This is a genomic window from Neisseriaceae bacterium (genome assembly GCA_016864895.1).
Lineage (GTDB): Bacteria > Pseudomonadota > Gammaproteobacteria > Burkholderiales > Neisseriaceae > QFNR01.
Genome location: CP046107.1, coordinates 785,896 through 802,834, shown reverse-complemented (window position 1 = coordinate 802,834; position 16,939 = coordinate 785,896). Strand labels below are relative to the sequence as shown.

The 16,939-nt window shown below is 33.2% G+C and carries 15 protein-coding genes; 8 read left to right on the top strand and 7 right to left on the bottom strand.

Going from position 1 to position 16,939, the window contains the following annotated elements; translation table 11 throughout:
• Positions 1-443: 443 nt before the first annotated feature.
• Positions 444-2,225, top strand: a complete 1,782-nt coding sequence (ggt, locus tag GKC53_03405; protein QRN41188.1) for a gamma-glutamyltransferase — start codon at positions 444-446, stop codon at positions 2,223-2,225.
• On the opposite strand, the gene GKC53_03400 is transcribed toward ggt, so the two are convergent.
• Together GKC53_03400 and xseB are read right to left on the bottom strand one after the other, a co-directional pair.
• A complete protein-coding gene (locus GKC53_03400) occupies positions 2,226-3,116 on the bottom strand; it encodes a geranyl transferase (protein ID QRN41187.1) in 891 nt (296 codons plus the stop codon).
• Positions 3,106-3,330, bottom strand: coding sequence for an exodeoxyribonuclease VII small subunit (gene xseB / locus GKC53_03395; protein QRN41186.1), 225 nt, complete (start codon positions 3,328-3,330; stop codon positions 3,106-3,108). The genes GKC53_03400 and xseB overlap by 11 nt, the downstream gene beginning before the upstream one ends.
• A gap of 854 nt (positions 3,331-4,184) precedes the next feature.
• Between xseB and GKC53_03390 the strand changes: the two genes are divergently transcribed.
• From GKC53_03390 to GKC53_03375, 4 genes are all read left to right on the top strand, one after another.
• Positions 4,185-4,724: a peptidoglycan endopeptidase gene (locus GKC53_03390; GenBank protein ID QRN41185.1), complete on the top strand. Its 540-nt coding sequence runs from the start codon at positions 4,185-4,187 to the stop codon at positions 4,722-4,724.
• Between the two features lie 41 nt (positions 4,725-4,765).
• On the top strand, positions 4,766-5,968 hold the full coding sequence (locus GKC53_03385) for an acetate/propionate family kinase (GenBank protein QRN41184.1): 1,203 nt from the start codon (positions 4,766-4,768) through the stop codon (positions 5,966-5,968).
• Positions 5,969-6,040: 72 nt separating this feature from the next.
• Positions 6,041-6,760, top strand: coding sequence for a phosphatidylcholine/phosphatidylserine synthase (locus GKC53_03380; protein QRN41183.1), 720 nt, complete (start codon positions 6,041-6,043; stop codon positions 6,758-6,760).
• Between the two features lie 63 nt (positions 6,761-6,823).
• On the top strand, positions 6,824-8,560 hold the full coding sequence (locus GKC53_03375) for a potassium/proton antiporter (protein QRN41182.1): 1,737 nt from the start codon (positions 6,824-6,826) through the stop codon (positions 8,558-8,560).
• Between the two features lie 260 nt (positions 8,561-8,820).
• On the opposite strand, the gene rraA is transcribed toward GKC53_03375, so the two are convergent.
• Positions 8,821-9,300 (bottom strand): ribonuclease E activity regulator RraA, encoded by a 480-nt coding sequence (gene rraA, locus GKC53_03370; protein ID QRN41181.1) that lies wholly within the window; start codon positions 9,298-9,300, stop codon positions 8,821-8,823.
• A 292-nt stretch (positions 9,301-9,592) separates the two neighbouring features.
• Between rraA and rho the strand changes: the two genes are divergently transcribed.
• Both rho and GKC53_03360 read left to right on the top strand, forming a co-directional pair.
• A complete protein-coding gene (gene rho / locus GKC53_03365) occupies positions 9,593-10,852 on the top strand; it encodes a transcription termination factor Rho (protein QRN41826.1) in 1,260 nt (419 codons plus the stop codon).
• A 31-nt stretch (positions 10,853-10,883) separates the two neighbouring features.
• Complete coding sequence (locus GKC53_03360; protein QRN41180.1) at positions 10,884-12,287, top strand: transglycosylase SLT domain-containing protein; 1,404 nt, start codon at positions 10,884-10,886, stop codon at positions 12,285-12,287.
• A gap of 8 nt (positions 12,288-12,295) precedes the next feature.
• On the opposite strand, the gene tatC is transcribed toward GKC53_03360, so the two are convergent.
• The 4 genes from tatC to GKC53_03340 form a co-directional block, all read right to left on the bottom strand.
• Positions 12,296-13,048, bottom strand: a complete 753-nt coding sequence (tatC, locus tag GKC53_03355; GenBank protein ID QRN41179.1) for a twin-arginine translocase subunit TatC — start codon at positions 13,046-13,048, stop codon at positions 12,296-12,298.
• A complete protein-coding gene (gene tatB, locus GKC53_03350; protein ID QRN41178.1) occupies positions 13,045-13,500 on the bottom strand; it encodes a twin-arginine translocase subunit TatB in 456 nt (151 codons plus the stop codon). Before tatB ends, tatC begins: the two co-directional genes overlap by 4 nt.
• 23 nt (positions 13,501-13,523) lie before the next feature.
• Positions 13,524-13,724, bottom strand: coding sequence for a Sec-independent protein translocase subunit TatA (gene tatA, locus GKC53_03345; GenBank protein ID QRN41177.1), 201 nt, complete (start codon positions 13,722-13,724; stop codon positions 13,524-13,526).
• A 1,172-nt stretch (positions 13,725-14,896) separates the two neighbouring features.
• A complete protein-coding gene (locus tag GKC53_03340; protein ID QRN41176.1) occupies positions 14,897-15,853 on the bottom strand; it encodes a L,D-transpeptidase family protein in 957 nt (318 codons plus the stop codon).
• A gap of 462 nt (positions 15,854-16,315) precedes the next feature.
• Here GKC53_03340 and GKC53_03335 point away from each other — a divergent pair, with 462 nt between their 5' ends.
• Positions 16,316-16,927 (top strand): hypothetical protein, encoded by a 612-nt coding sequence (locus tag GKC53_03335; GenBank protein ID QRN41175.1) that lies wholly within the window; start codon positions 16,316-16,318, stop codon positions 16,925-16,927.
• The last annotated feature ends 12 nt before the right edge of the window (positions 16,928-16,939 follow it).

Genomic DNA, 16,939 nt, shown 5'->3' with positions numbered 1-16,939 from the left:
TCGTCATAGATGATGCCTCTTAATTCTGACAATTTTAATAACTTATTTTTTATCTTTATCGTACCTGTTCTTAAATTAATTTTCTAATTCTGATCGAACTTGGTTGAAAATAGTGATTAGTAACATTTTTATTAAATGAGTTGAGTGCTATTTTATCTACCTTTGAAAAAAAGTATATTTATTTTTTGTTATATATGTTTGATTTTATTAAAATTAATAAGATTAAAAAATAAATTGGAGACTGAATAGGATGTTATTTTTCAGATTATACTTTATAATAAAATCATTAAGTTAGATGAGGTAAGGTTACGTTATGTAACCATAGATTGATTGTAGGATTAGAAGTTTTAAGAATTTAGGGATAAAAAAGTTCACAATTTAATATTTTATATCTTGAATACGTGGTATTGGTAATTTGATAAAAATATGGAGGGAGGGTTTTGATGCAACGAAAATTTCTCATTTTGTTAGTAGGCTTGTTATTCTCATTTAGTGTGGCTAAGGAGAATAATTCCAATATTTCTGCATCGGGTACTTCTAATAAAGTATATCATCAGACAACGGTAGCCCAGCAGGCAGGTGCTGCCTATGACCTAGGTACATCAGTATTTTTCCCAGTATATGCCAAGAATGGTATGGTTGTTTCAGAGCACGAGCTAGCTTCCAAAGTAGGTTTAGATATACTAAAAGATGGAGGTAATGCCATTGATGCGGCTGTAGGTATTGCATTTGCTTTGGCTGTTGTATTGCCTAATGCAGGGAATATAGGTGGTGGTGGTTTTATGTTAGCTTATGATCAAAAGAATCAAAAAGTCAGGGCAATTGATTTTAGAGAAGTGGCGCCTATGAATGCGAATAAGGATTCTTTTTTATCAGAAGATGGTGCTGTTATTGATGGTAAATCAATTAATACTCACTATGCCTCGGGTGTTCCTGGTACTGTTGCCGGATTAGAGTACGCCTGGCGACAAGGAGGAGCGTTACCATGGAATAAACTTATAGAGCCTGCTATTGAATTGGCTGATAGTGGTTTTGAAGTTTCTCCAGCTTTAGAGAAAAAACTGTCTGGTAGTGCCAATTTTTTAGGTAAATGGGATTCTACACGAAAAATTTTCTTTAAAAACGGTCAGCCACTAAAAAATGGAGATTGGTTGATCCAAAAAGATCTTGCCAAATCGTTACGTTTAATTGCCAAACAAGGAGCAAAGGCTTTTTATGAAGGGGATATAGCTGATAAAATTGTAGCAGAGATGGCACCTTATCACTGGATTACTAAGCAAGATTTAAGTAGTTATAAAGTGATCGAAAGAGATCCTATTTGGGGAACATACAAAGGGTATAAAGTTGCTATAATGCCCCCACCATCTTCAGGAGGTATACATATCATTCAGATATTAAATATTTTGGAACGTTGGCCATTGTATCAGTGGGGACAAAATAGTGCACAAACAATTCACTATATGGTAGAGGCAATGAAGTTAGCTTATGCAGATAGGCAGAAATATTTGGGTGATCCAGATTTTGTATCCATGCCTGTAAAAGGTCTTGTTTCAAAGAGATATGCAGATGAATTATCTAAAAAAATAACAGCTAAAGCTTCTAAAGTATCAACAGTGAATCCCGGTAATCCATTCCCTTACGAAAGTGAGGAAACAACCCATTTTTCTGTGATTGATAAGGAGGGAAATGCGGTATCTGTAACTTATACTTTGAATGGTAACTTTGGTAATGGTATTGTGGTTAAAGGCACAGGTATTTTATTAAATAATGAAATGGATGACTTTGCATTAAAACCCGGCGTTGCTAATATCTATGGGTTAATGGGGAATGAAGCTAATCAGGTAGCGCCAGGGAAAAGGCCTTTATCATCAATGTCTCCTACTTTTGTTTTTTATAATAATCAATTACATTTGGTAACTGGAAGTCCAGGGGGAGCAAGGATTATTACTACAGTGTTGCAAATGATATTAAACGATATTGAATTTAAATTAAATCCAGCAGAAGCAACTGCAGCTGCTAGAGTGCATCATCAGTTACTTCCTAATGAGTTGAGAGTAGAGAAACCTTTAAGTGTGGATACCATTAATCTTTTGAAGAAAAGGGGACATAAGGTAGTTATTAAGCCATCAATGGGTAAAACTCAAACCATAAAAGTTAACCCTAACGGCCTGCTAGAAGGTGCTTCTGATACCCGTAATCCAGATGGTAAAGTGATGGGATATTAATTAGAAATTACGTTTTAATATGAAATTAGCAATATCAATTAAATGTTGGCTGTTGGGTAAATAATTTTCAGCGATAGAGATTGCTTCGTCTGTTAGGTTGTGAGCGTACTGCTTAGCAGCGCTTATACCTAGTAGACTTACAAATGTAGGTTTGTTATATTTTTTATCTTTTCCAGCAGTTTTGCCGAGAACTTCTGTTGAGGACTCATAGTCAAGAATATCATCGATGATTTGAAATACAAGACCTATTTTTTCTGCTACTTGTTTTAGGTCAACAGCAACATCATCTCGGTAATTATGGCATGATAATAGGCCTAGGTGAACTGAAGCAATTATTAGTGCACCTGTTTTTTTTAGATGCATTATGGTAAGCTCTTTCAAGGTAATATGTCTGTTCGTGTTTGACAAATCTAAGGCTTGTCCTCCCGCCATACCATAGAATCCACATGCAGAACTTAATTGTTTGATTGCTTCTAGATTTTGATAGGCAGGTAGATGATTATTCTGAGTTAAAATCTCAAAAGCTAATGTCTGTAATGTATCTCCTGCTAATAAGGCTAGTCCTTCTCCATAAATTTTATGACAGGTAGGTTTCCCATGCCTTAGGTCATCATTGTCCATCGCAGGTAAATCATCATGAATTAGTGAGTAGGTATGTATCAGTTCAACAGCAGCGATGTATTGTTTTAAAGCTTCGGGATCAGTGTCTCCAATTTCGGAAGCTGCTATGACAAGTAAGGGGCGAATTCTTTTACCTTTTCCTAATAACGCATAGCGTAGGGCTTCGCTTAGATTATTGGGTATTGATTCAGGACTAGGTAGATACTCATTGAGTATAGATTCGATGAGTTTTTTCTGATTGTTCATCCATGTAATGAATTCAGAGCCCATTTTGATTAAAATCCTCCAACTCATTTTGTGAATTTAATATTTCGATTTTTTGTTCTACCTCTACTAATTTTTTTTGACAAAAATTTATCAGTTCAACACCCTGTCGGTAGTAGGTTAGAGAATCCTCCAAGCAGATATCTTTATCTTGCATTTTGGCAGTAATATCTTCTAATTCTTTCATGGCTTTTTCAAAGGAAAGTTGTTCTTTACTCATGTGATATCCTAAATTAAATTGAGCTGGTCAAAAAAATGCTCAGGACAATTATCTCATGAAAGTAGCAGAAAAGGTATTTTTGTTGCTTAACTTTATATTCTTTATGTGTAATAATTAAATAAATTAAGATTTTATACATGATTCATTTGAGGTTGAATGTTTAATTGCCATAGTGTTATTACCATTTGTTCGAGTTTGGTTCTAGGGTGATTGATTACGACGGGAGTAGGTCAGTAGTGTTTCCAGTGTTGAGAAATTCTTTATATAGATGCTCTGTCTATTAATTTTATAGGTTATTTTTTGATTTTAGTATATATGATTTTACCAATATTGACTATTCCGATAATTTTAAATTATTCATTATTATCATGTTCTTAAGGAGTGCAACAATATTCTGAATTTTTTCTAGAAGTTATTGATGTTATTCTAATTTTAGATACATGATAAGTGATACTGGTAATTAGGTATTAATTATGATTGGTGTATATTAGTAATCGTTTAAGGATTACTTTGGCCATGAGAAAGGAATTAAATGCCATTCATACGGGCTGTATTTGATTAAACATGTCTTGGGTGAAAAAATGTTTAAGGTACATTAGTTTAGTGCTACTGATTATTAGATATTAGCAGTTGCTAGAAAAGTGATGGTTTAGGACAATTGTATCAAGCACTAGGTGTTAACCTTTCAAGATAAATACAGCTCAAAGTGATGAGAGTTTAGAGTGTTAAATGAGAAGCTGTAGCCAAAGTTACTCTACGGATTTATTCTTAGAACCAGCTTATTCCAGTATGATGAAATAATATATTGAGATGATGCTAGTAACCCAAATTCAAAATTAGTAGGTTAAAAATTTATGAAAATGATAGTAAAGCATGAGATTTTATTATTAATAATCTCGACTTTTTTAGTTGCCTGTGTGAATGTTACAGAATCAGTAACAGGCAATCATTCAGTCTACTTGGGAGATGGTCGATCCAACCCATCTGTGAGGATAGCACATGTTTCTTATCAGCAAGCTTATCCGGAGATTGTCATGTATACCATGAGTTTACTAGGTATGCCTTATACTTATGGTGGGAGTAGCCGAAATTCAGGGTTCGATTGTAGTGGACTGGTCTTAAATGTTTACCAGAATACGGTACATATCAGTCTTCCAAGAACAGCTCGTGAGATGGCTAATGCAGGTATTCCTATTAGTAAAAACCAATTAAAAATTGGTGACTTAGTATTTTTTAACACTACTGGCCAGAAGTATTCGCATGTAGGTATTTATTTAGGACATGATAGATTTGTGCATGCACCCAATGTTAGGAGTTACGTACAAATAGGTTATTTAAACAGCCCCTATTGGCGCAAGAAGTTCACAGGCGCTAGGACTTATTTTGTTAAATAAAATTGACTTTAAACAATTTTAATATTTAAGGAGGATCAAATATGGAAAATTTAATTTTATCGTTTAATTGTGGAAGCTCGTCCCTAAAAGGTGCTGTTATTGATTATCAATCAGGTAATGTAGTTATTAGTTATTTAGCGGAAAAGTTAAATTTACCAGATGCTTATCTTAATATTGATTATCAAGGGCAGAAAACATTAGTTGATTTATCAGATAATCCAACTCACGAGGGGGCAGTTGATGTTTTGATGCAAAGTCTTAAGGAAAGAAACTTAAACCACTTAATTAAGGCTGTGGGACACCGACTTGTGCATGGTGCGGAATGTTTTAAAGAATCGCAAATTATTACACAAACAGTTCTTGATGTTGTGGAGAAACATAAGGCTTTGGCTCCTTTACATACACCTGCTAATTTAACAGGTGTTCGAGTGGCAATGAAGGCTTTTGATAACATACCTCATGTGGGTGTTTTCGATACTGCCTATCATCAGACTATGCCTGAGAAAGCTTATTTATATGCTATTCCTTATGAGTATTATGAAAAATATAGTATTAGAAAATATGGAATGCATGGAACTAGTTATCGTTATGTTAGTGATAGAACTAACCAATTTTTAGCAAATCATGATATATCTGTTAGTCGCATGTTAGTTGCGCATCTGGGGAATGGGGCTTCATTATGTGCCATTAAAGATGGGAAATCTGTTGATACTACAATGGGATTAACGCCTTTAGAAGGTTTAATCATGGGGACAAGAAGTGGTGATATTGATCCCAGTATTTTTTCTTTCTTGCATGATAATTTGAATATGGATATCCAAGAAATTACAGATTTGTTGAATAAGAAAAGTGGCCTAACGGGAATTTCGGGGATTTCAAGTGATCTAAGAACCATTACAGAGGCTGCACAAGAAGGAAATACGCGAGCCCAATTAGCAATTGATATGTTTGTATATAGAATAGCAAAATTGGCAGCTGGTATGATTGTGGCTATGGGAGGAATAGACGCTTTCGTATTTACAGGTGGTATCGGGCAGAATTCAGTCATTATTCGACGAGAAGTGTTAGAACAGCTGAAGATCTTTGGTTTTAGAATTGATAATGAGGCTAACGAAAAATTACCATCTGGTGAAGTGAGCTTAATTAGTCAAGAAGGTAGTGATCCAATTGCTTTAGTAGTGGCAACTAACGAAGAATTAATGATTGCCAGAGATACAGCTAGATTGGTTGGATTTACGTGTTAGATTGATAAAATGTCATGAATTGTATTATTTTCTGTTAGAATTATTGAGTTATTAAATTGAGTAAGACTGAATATGACTTTAAGCGATTCACCAGTACAAAAAACTGTGGCCTGGGCAGTACATTTATTTACTGCCACTGGCGTTGTCTTGGCAGCTTTGGCCTTGCTTTCGATTGTTAATGATAATCCTGTTGCTTGTATTTTTTGGTTAGCAGTTTCATTAATTATAGACGGCATAGATGGGACATTAGCACGTAAATTTAATGTTAAAAATATTTTACCCCAGGTAGATGGATCAGTATTGGATTTAATTACAGACTATCTAACTTATGTTTTTATTCCTGTGTTATTTATGTATTACTATGTACCATTCCCTGAGAATACTACCCTATTTATTTTAGGGTGTATTCTGATTAGTTCTTTGTACTGTTTTTCGAATATAGGGATGAAGAGTACTGATAACTACTTTGTTGGGTTCCCCGCAACTTGGAATATAGTCGCTTTGTATTTTTATTTGCTAGACATGGGCTTTTGGTTTAATTTAATCGTTTGTTTAGTTCTTTGTGTATTAACCTTTTCAAAAATAAAATTTCTACATCCTTTTAGGGTTAAGGAATTGATGCCATTAAATATTTTAGCAACAGGTATATGGTTTGCTACTAGTTTGATTTTGGCCAATGATCATATCAGTACGGGAGGGAATGATATTGTTTGGATATTATGGTGGGTGAGTTCACTGTATATTTTCGTTGTGTGTTTATGGCGAACTTGGTTTAAAAATAATAATCAATGAGCAAATGAGTTTATTTCTTGATCCGGCTCCATTTTAATTAATTTACTTAGAAACAAAAAATTTATGGGTACCATTAATGCTTTTTTTCTCTTATTTGGGGCATTACTTTTTTTTAGTATTATTGCAACTACTTTATCCGCGAGAATTGGGTTCCCTTTCCTGTTAATTTTTCTATTTGTTGGAATGCTAGCGGGAGAAGATGGGATAGGAGGTATCAAATTTAATAATTTTTATTTAGCCACTTTTGTCAGCCAACTCTGTTTAGCAGTAATTTTGTTGGATGGTGGGCTAAATACTAAATTACAGAGCATCAAAATGGTATTAAAACCAGCAGGGGTATTGGCAACTTGGGGGGTAATAGCAACAGTACTTTGCTTAGGTGTGTTTGCTACCTTTTTATTACCAGTTAATAAAGATTGGAAGATGGGATTCTTAATTGCGGCTATTGTTGGTTCAACTGATGCAGCTGCTGTATTTGGTTTATTGAGAAATAGTGGCGTTAGATTGATAGATAAAGTTAAGGCAACTTTGGAAATTGAATCAGGAGCCAATGATCCTATGGCTATTTTATTAGTGACCATTTTAATCGAATTGATTTTACAACCAGACATAACTAGTTTTAGTTCTATACTATTAATGTTAGTGCAACAGCTAAGTCTTGGGTTTGTTGTAGGCATTGTTGGTGGTATTATTTTAGGCATTACTTTGGTACGCATATCTTTACCACAAGGATTATATGCTCTTTTAGTTGTTTCCGGTGGTTTATTAGTTTTTGCATTAACTAATCTATCAGGAGGAAGTGGTTTTTTATCTGTCTATATTTCTGGTATTATAATTGGAAATTTACAAAGAAATAAAATCGGTTACGTATTAAGTGTGACAGATGGATTAGCCTGGTTAGCACAAGCATCCATGTTTTTGGTACTGGGTTTGCTTGTGTCGGTTGATCGACTTATTTCTTCAGCACCGAGTGCTATGTTAATTGCGCTACTTTTAATTTTTGTAGCCAGACCTTTTGCAGTTTGGACAAGTTTGATGTTTTTTAATTTTACTAAAAATGAGAAGTATTACATAAGTTGGGTTGGCTTAAGAGGTGCAGTGCCTGTGACTCTGGCTATTTTACCAGTAATGATGGGCGTAAAAGATGCTTACTTTTTGTTCGATATTGGTTTTGCAATTGTAATTTTTTCCTTGATTATTCAAGGATCTACGATCCCATATATGGCAAAATTATTTAAAGTTACACTACCAGCTAAGATTGGCGCCAATGCCACGCAAGCTATTTGGGTAGGTGATAAAGCTGTTGTTGATTTATTTGGTTATAAGGTACAGAAGGGTTCAGAAGCTATTGGTAAAAACCCTTTTAAGCTGGGTAGGGAAGTGGGTGACGAAAGTATTCGTTTTTTTTCCATGTTAAGAGATGATGAATTGGTAGATACTAAGTTTAGTACCCAAATGCAAGAAAAAGATTTTATTTGGTATGTGGCTCCAGCAGAAGCCTCAGAAAGTCTTGCAAGAAGATTTAATAATATGGGACAGGAATTTAGTGAGAATTTGAAGTTTTACGGTGAATTTAATGTAGATAGAGATTTATTGATGCAAGATTTAGCAGTAGCGTATGGTATTAATTTGGATGATGTCTCTAAAGAGCTAACTGCGAGTGATTATGTTAAGAGAGAGCTCGACTCTTTACCTTCTGCTGGTGATAGAGTACCTTTGGGAGATGGATTTTATCTGACGGTAAAAGATACAGATGAAAATAATAAAATAACTCAACTGTATCTCAAAATTCCTTCTTAGAACATCTATTATTAAAATAATATTGTATTAAAGTGAAAAACTTAAGTTCTATTCATAGCCAGAGGTTTTTTTGATAATTTAAGTTTATATGAATTAGAAATAAATATTGAAATTATCATATCAAAAAAAACCAAAAATCGAACAGTTATCCTATATTTATAGGTTTTTGTGTTACAGGAGGAATGGACAGAGACAAATGAATATCATGTTACTAAATACAAGTGATGTGATAATCAAATCACTACCATTCACTGTAATTCTTATACAAGGTGTGTGGTTACTAAAATACCATCTTCGTCGCTATACACATAATAGCCCGGTTGGAAAGTGACATGACCAAAGGTTACGGGGATATCCAATTCACCTATTCCTTCTTTACTACTTTTTTTTGGGTTGGTGCCCAGTGCTTTTACCCCAAAATACATTTGGTCAATTTCTACAGAGTCACGAATGACTCCATTGATAATAACACCTGCCCAACCATTATCCATACCAGCTTTAGCAATCATACCTCCCATCAATGCACTAAAATAAGAAGCATTTCCATCAATGACTAACACTTCACCTTTTGAAGGAGAACTCATAATCTTTTTTACTAGTCCATTATCTCTAAAGCATTTAATTGTCCTAATAGGCCCTGAAAATTTTTTCCTTTTCCCGTAAATCTGAAATTGAGTTTCACAGGAAGGAGTGTCCGGTATTGTATCTATAATAGCAGCAGTTTCAAAATTGAAAATCATATATCCTCCTTTGAGCAAATCACACACCTTAGAGTATAGATGAGAAATTAAATAAATAAAATAGAAACTTTTTACCAAAATGAAAATATATAAAAAACATATAGTTAATATTTATTTATTCGATATTATATTTTTTCTAATCAGTTTTGTTGACATTCCCTATAACTTAAAGATATGATGAAAGGATCAAGAAGGGCAGATTTTCGCGTGTGCTCGTGAGAGTTTACACATCTCGGACAAGGTTGTCATTGTTTTATTAAATCAAAATTAAACTCAAGAATTATTTATGACTATGCATGTATCAGAATTACAGAATTTGCACGTCTCTCGGCTATTGGAGATGGCAGAATCACTTGAAATAGAAAACCCTAACCGTTTTAGAAAGCAAGATTTAGTTTTTGCAATCGTCAGACAATTTGTTAAAAATGGACAGAGTTTTACTGGTAAAGGAACCCTAGAAATCCTACCTGATGGATTTGGTTTTTTAAGAAGTGCCGATACTTCCTATTTGGCCAGTCCTGATGACATTTACGTCAGTCCCAGTCAGATTCGACGTTTTAATTTACAAACAGGAGATACTATTGAAGGCGGTGTGAGAGCACCTAAAGATGGAGAACGCTATTTTGCTTTAGTTAAGCCTGATATTATTAATGGTGATGATCCAGAGCTTTGTAAACATAAGATATTGTTTGAAAATTTGACACCTCTGTTCCCTACTTCTAGAATAGTACTGGAGTCAGATAAGCCAAATGATGAAAATCTAACTGGACGAGCGATTGATTTAATTGCTCCTATTGGTTGTGGTCAAAGAGCATTGTTGGTAGCGCCCCCTAAGACAGGAAAGACTGTTATGCTACAAAAAATAGCATATTCTATAACAGCCAACTATCCAGATGTCGAATTAATGGTTTTGTTGATAGATGAACGGCCTGAAGAAGTCACTGACATGAGTCGTTCGGTGAGAGGTGAAGTTGTTGCTTCTACGTTTGATGAACCAGCACAGAGACATGTTCAAGTAGCAGAGATGGTGATTGAAAAAGCTAAACGTTTAGTTGAACATAAGAAGGATGTAGTCATTTTACTAGACTCTATTACGAGATTGGCAAGAGCTTACAATACTGTTGCCCCCGCTTCCGGAAAAATTTTAACTGGAGGTGTAGATGCTAATGCATTACATCGACCTAAACGTTTTTTTGGCGCTGCTCGAAATATAGAAGAGGGTGGTTCATTAACCATTATTGCAACAGCTTTGGTTGAAACTGGCAGTAGGATGGATGATGTGATTTATGAGGAGTTTAAAGGTACGGGTAATCTAGAATTGCATTTAGAGAGACGTTTAGCTGAAAAAAGAGTATTTCCTGCTATTAGTATTAATAGATCTGGTACTCGAAAGGAAGAATTACTGGTTCCAAATGATGAGTTACAAAAAATGTGGCTACTACGTAAATTCTTACATCCGATGGATGATGTAGAAGCCATGGAATTTTTACTAGATAAGTTAAAACGTTCTAAGGGTAATGCTGATTTTTTTGAACTCATGAAGGGTAAGTAATAGTGATAGACTTAAATTAGGATACTAAAATATGAAACAGATCAGGAGATTGATAAATTGGGTTCCTGTGCTTGGTTTATTGTTTAGCCAGTATTACTATGCAACAAATACACAAATAAGTAAAGAGTCTGCCATAAATCGAGAGATATCTGAGAATATAGAGGGGTATATTGTTTTTTTAAATACACAACCATTAAATAAAAATATTAATTCTCAAGATATTGATCTTAACTTAATTAATCAATTAACTAAGATGTTTCATGTTGATGATGTTCGACCTGATTTGATCCGAAGATATGAAGAATCCTTTATCACACATCCTGAATATTTTAATCAAACTTTAATAAGAAGTGCACCTTATATGCATTTTATCATCAAAGAAGTGTTAAGAAGAAATATGCCAGGTGAGATCGCTTTGTTACCGTTTATAGAAAGTCGTTTTACCCCTGGTGTTAAGTCCCATGTAGGGGCAAAGGGCATTTGGCAATTTATGCCAGCAACTGGTAAGCGCTATGGACTTGATTTAACCAACTTATATGATGGTCGAGATGATTTTTATGCGGCTACTATGGCTGCTCTAGACTATTTAGAATATTTGTATAGTTTGTTTGGTGATTGGTCATTGGCAATTGCTGCTTATAATGCAGGCGAAAATAGGGTGCAAAAAGCTATAAATCAGGCGCAAGCAAAAGGTTTATTGCCTAGTTTTGATAATCTAAGATTACCTAAAGAAACAACCAATTATGTACCTAAGTTATTAGCAGTAAGAAATATTATTAAAAATCATAAGGCATATCATTTGTCTTTAGTTAATTTGATTAATAAGCCTTATTTTGAGAATGTAAAAATTAGTCATCCTATAGCATTACATACTATAGCTCAGTTGGCTAATGTTCCATTATCTGAGATTCAAAACCTTAATCCTAGCTATAAAGCGGCTATTTATATACCAAATAATAATCGTAATTTATTAATACCGAGGAGTAGTTATCGTCGTTTTTTTGACAACTATAATCTTATGGTGAAGAAAGATCAATCGAACTGGTATGCCTTGAAACTACGGAATGCTCAACCCATTGGAGAAATATCAAAGGTACTTAACATTTCTGTAAAAGATTTACATGGTTATAATAATTTTAGTTCAGGAACTATTCCTGCTGGGAAAACTGTTTTCTTTAAAGTTCCAAAAGGTGATAGCATTTCCGAATTACCTTCAGATCAATTCTCAATACTCAGTTTAAATGAATTTGAATCACCTGTATCTTTTTCTAAAAATAAAAGTATTGCTTATAGAAAATCAAGTAAATTTTCTAATTACAAATCAAGGATGAGTGGTATTGTTAAGGTATCTAATAAAAAAAATAAAAAAATTAAGTCACCTAAAATGATTAAAAAAAGTAATAAGATTCAAAATATCAAGAAGTCAAGTCGTTAATGGTTATTTTAAAACTGGGTAGATTGGGTAGTTTTATTAAATCTGCAGGTAACCAGACCTAACTCATATAATAAAACCAGAGGGACTGCCAAGAAAAATTGTGAAATAATATCTGGAGGTGTAGTGATAGCAGCAATAGTAAAAGCAGCAATAATGGCATAAGCTCTGAAATCTTTAAACTGTTGTCTAGAAACGATATCCATTGTATTTAGTACAAACATTACAATTGGGACTTGAAATGCTAGCCCAAAAACCAAAAACATAGTTAAAATGAACGAAATATAGTTATTGATAGTAGGAACATAATAAGCAACATCTCCAGGAGTAAAAGTAGAGGCAACAGTAAAAAGTGCTGGGAAAAATATAAAATAACAAAAACCCATCCCCAAAAAGAATAATAAAAAACTGGAAAGTAGAATAGGGAATACAACTTTTTTTTCTTTTCTATAAAGTCCTGGTGCAATAAAAGCCCAAATTTGATACAAAGTGAAAGGTAAGGAGAGAATGAAGGCCATTGTTAATAATACTTTAATAGGGACAATAATTCCTTCTAAAACACCTGTGATGCTCATTTTATTACCTTCAGGCAAAGAGGCAAGCATAGGCTGTGTGACGTAGGTTAAGATTTGATGCAAAAAAGGGGTAAGGGTAATAATCAAAATAATTATGACCAGAATAATTTTAATCAATCTTGATCGTAACTCAATTAAATGTTCGGTTAACGATTTATATTTTTTTAGATCTTTGTGTTGTTTGCTCATTTTAGATGACGATTTATTTTAGATTGAGATATTTTTTTATTAAAACTTATTTGTTGTTTGTATTTGTTACGTTGGCTTTTTCTCCGTTTATTTAGTAAAGAGGATTTAATTACTGGCTTATCGATGTATCTTGAATCTGTATCGTCAGATAATTCTTCCTCTAACAAAAGATTTTCCGGCATAGTCGGGAGATCATTTCGTAGATCAGAAAAATCCTTTTTGACCTGTTGAGTAAAGTCATCCATGCTTTCTTTAATTGATTGACTAAAATGATTGATTTTTATATCTTCAGTTTGTTCTATTAGTGTTGACTGGATTTGATGGCTGAAATTTTTCACTTTATTGACTGTACTGCCTATGAAGCGTGCAAATCTTGGTAATTTTTCAGGGCCTAAAACAACAAGTGCAATAATGAGGATAACTAATATTTCAGCAAAACTTAAATCAAACATAAAATTATATATTGTTAGCAGAGTTATTGGTTGCTATCATCCTCTATTGGTTGTGCAGTATTGTCTCCTTTTATTTTAGGTTTTTCTTCTCCATTGAGACCTTTCTTAAAGTCGTGAATAGCCGAACCCAAATCCTTGCCTGCATTTTTTAATTTACTTGTTCCAAAGATCAATATAATTACCAGTGCTACAACTAGCCAATGCCATATACTTAAACTACCCATTCTTTCTCCTAGGTTACAATTTACAGATGCTTTTTCTGCTATTCTAAAAGCATTTTGCTTCGGTTTCTAATTCGGTCAATAATGTCTCTCTCGGTGACAATTGTTATGATAACTTAAAATACCATGCTGCGGAATAATAAATCTGATATTTTTATTAAGATAAGTGAGTTTGCTATTTTTTGATGTATTCAAAAATTATCCAGCTTATCCAACCAATTTTTTTGAAAACAATAAAGTTTTATATAATATTGATTATTATAATTTTTTTATTTTCTATATTTTTACTTTTTATGATTTTCTTAACTCTGTCGGAATATTTAAATTATTTATGAATATTTGTCTATTATAAATATTTTATAAATATTTGTGGATCTTTTAATACGGTTTTAAATTTACTATTGTTACCATCCTATTGATCCAAAAAAAAGATTTTCTTTTCTAGTATGGTCAAGCTACTTATTTTGTGGCTCCAAAAAAATCGTATCTGAACCAGTATCTTTTTCTTTTTTTTTTTTTTTTTTTTTTTTTTTTGATGAATTTATGGAGAGGTTACCCATTGTGGATGTCCGACATATTAGGATGTTTATTTAATTTTTTTGTTCAACAAAGTTTTTTGAAATGTTACTTTGACATAAAAAATATTATTGTTACCCAAACGTATCGATCACCCTATAATGGGGGGATGTTGATGGTTTTAATACTCAGTCACAAGCGAATCATTATGATTGGTGACACTCACATAGAGGTCGATATCATTACAGCCTAAACTCTCTTAAAGTGTGGTATGTGCATGAAGCCAGACTGTATTGATCATTGAATAGCAACAATAATAATTTTCTTGTCAAAATAAAGTAGTTACGCCTCACTGATAGAGTGTATATAATAGTATTGGTTACCGTTAGCTTTTAATCACTACCAACATTTAATGGTTACTGATGGCAGATCAAGAGCGAACAATACCATATTAAAGTATAAACAATAATTCAATTATTTGAATTTTCAGTGAGATCTAGGAAAGAAAATTCATCTTTACCTTCATCCTATTTTTGTAGAAATTTGACCAGTATTCCTAGGGTTAAACAATAAATAAAGTTAATATTTTAACAAATTACCTTTTATTAATTTTTCAACAGGGAATTTTCGCCTGACTCATATGAAAGAGATGTTCATTGTCACAATAAATTATCTATTTTTTCAATAGAATTACTGAGATCATCCACTGTTTTTTGTGGTTTAGGCTCCCAAATACTTTGAGGAAGTTTGATCATGGGATTAAAAAGAAACTCATCTATTTTCATTTTATCCATGGTTCTTGAGTACTCAGTAGCTCGAATTTCTATTTTACCTTCAGTCCACGCAATAGATTGAAGCTTCCCTGATATTTTGGGGAATTTCTGAGTGCAGGTTAAACAAATTGGCTTAGGCTGAGATTTTTTTAATGCTTGACTCAGTTTCACTTTATCAATGAGTTGACCTGTTTCTTGTTCCCATAAGTTTAATGTGGTCTTAATTTGTTGTAAGTTCTGATCCTCTAGTTTATATGGGTTGGGGTATTTTTGGAACCAAAGCTGGTTATTGTCATCCAGATTTAGAGCGTATAGTTGATAAGTTATACTAACAAAGTCACCTTTTTTAATTTTCTTATCTAATTGAATAATATCTTCATTTTTCATGCGTATGCACCCATGACTCCTAATACCTGGAACACTACTAGGAACATTAGTTCCATGAATACCAAGACCAAGTTCACTTTCCCCGAAGCGAATAAACAGAGGGCCTAATGGGTTGTCAGCACCGGGTAGGATTTTTTTAACATCCTCGAGGCCTTTTTGTTTGCGTTCTTTTTGAATACTCAATGGTATATACCATGTTGGATTATGAGCTCGAACACCTATCTGGTAATTTCCAACTGGCGTTTGGCTGAGACCTTTCCCTACAGCGATTGGGTAATCAATATCATAAATTTTTTCTTTATAAACATAAAGTCGTACATTAGGAATATTAATCACAATATGATTTTCAGTTTCAGAGACTGCTATATCAGGTAGTAAATAAGTATGAGAAAAGTTAAATTTACTCAACGATATAAGAACAGAAAATAAAATTAAGTTAGATTGAATGGTTTTCATTGTATTCCAAAAAGTTAAAAAATTGCTTATTTATTAAACAGAATAAATGCAGGAAATAAAATATTCTAAGTACCTATAGTATAATTCATATTTGTATTAAATGTTATTTTAAGACAACATTTATTATCGACGAGTTATGAATTATCAATAAGTCATGAAAATGTTACATTTAATTGTTATCCTCTCAACTAAGATTTTTTAATGGAGGATAGGTATATGGGTTCATTGTCATTAGTATTGTTGAGTTTGTTTTTTATCGTTTTTTATATAGCTTTGTATGCAATAGAGCGCATGAAAGAGTAGAATGTGGCGTGACACAGTGGGGTTATATATTTGGTATTTTGTGTATTGAGCAAAAATAAATATCATGTAGCTTGGTATTTTATTTTTTTTGCCACCGTGGTATTTGGTGATCCGGATAGTATATAATTTACAATTATTTGTGTAGTGGTAGTGAAATATATGTCTGGTAGTAGTGGTTTGATTATTTTAATTCTTTTTGTCTTTTTACTAGTCTTGATTGTGTTAAGGCGATCTGATCAAAAAAAGATTCAGAAGAATAATATATTTAGACAAGAAAGTTTGTTCCGTGGTAATAAATCTACGAATCATGAATTATCACAAAATACTACTCAATCTGAAAATTTTACTGGTCGTGATGATGTCATTGATATTCAGGCGCAAGGTGAATCTGGTCGGGTGCTGACAATTAAGAACAAAGGTGTTGTTTCTAGTGAAGCTATTGACAAGTTGCAAGAGTATAGGCTTTTCAAGGAACTAGGTTATTATCGGCAAGCGGCAGAAATATTATCAGAGTTAATTAATTCTAATAAACGATACCGAGAAGTAGAATATATCGTTGATTTGGCAGATTTGTATATTCAAACAGAAGAAATTAATAAATTAGATGAATTGTTGGAAGACTATGCTTTGTTGTTAGATACAGATCAGCTGCAAGGTATTTTCGTAAGAGGATTTTATGTTGACCCCACCAACTATAGATTACAATTGATCTGTTCAAAAGCATTGAAACAAGATCCTACCCAACTAGGTGCAGTAATAGAAAAGAAGTAGTTTTTAGTTTCT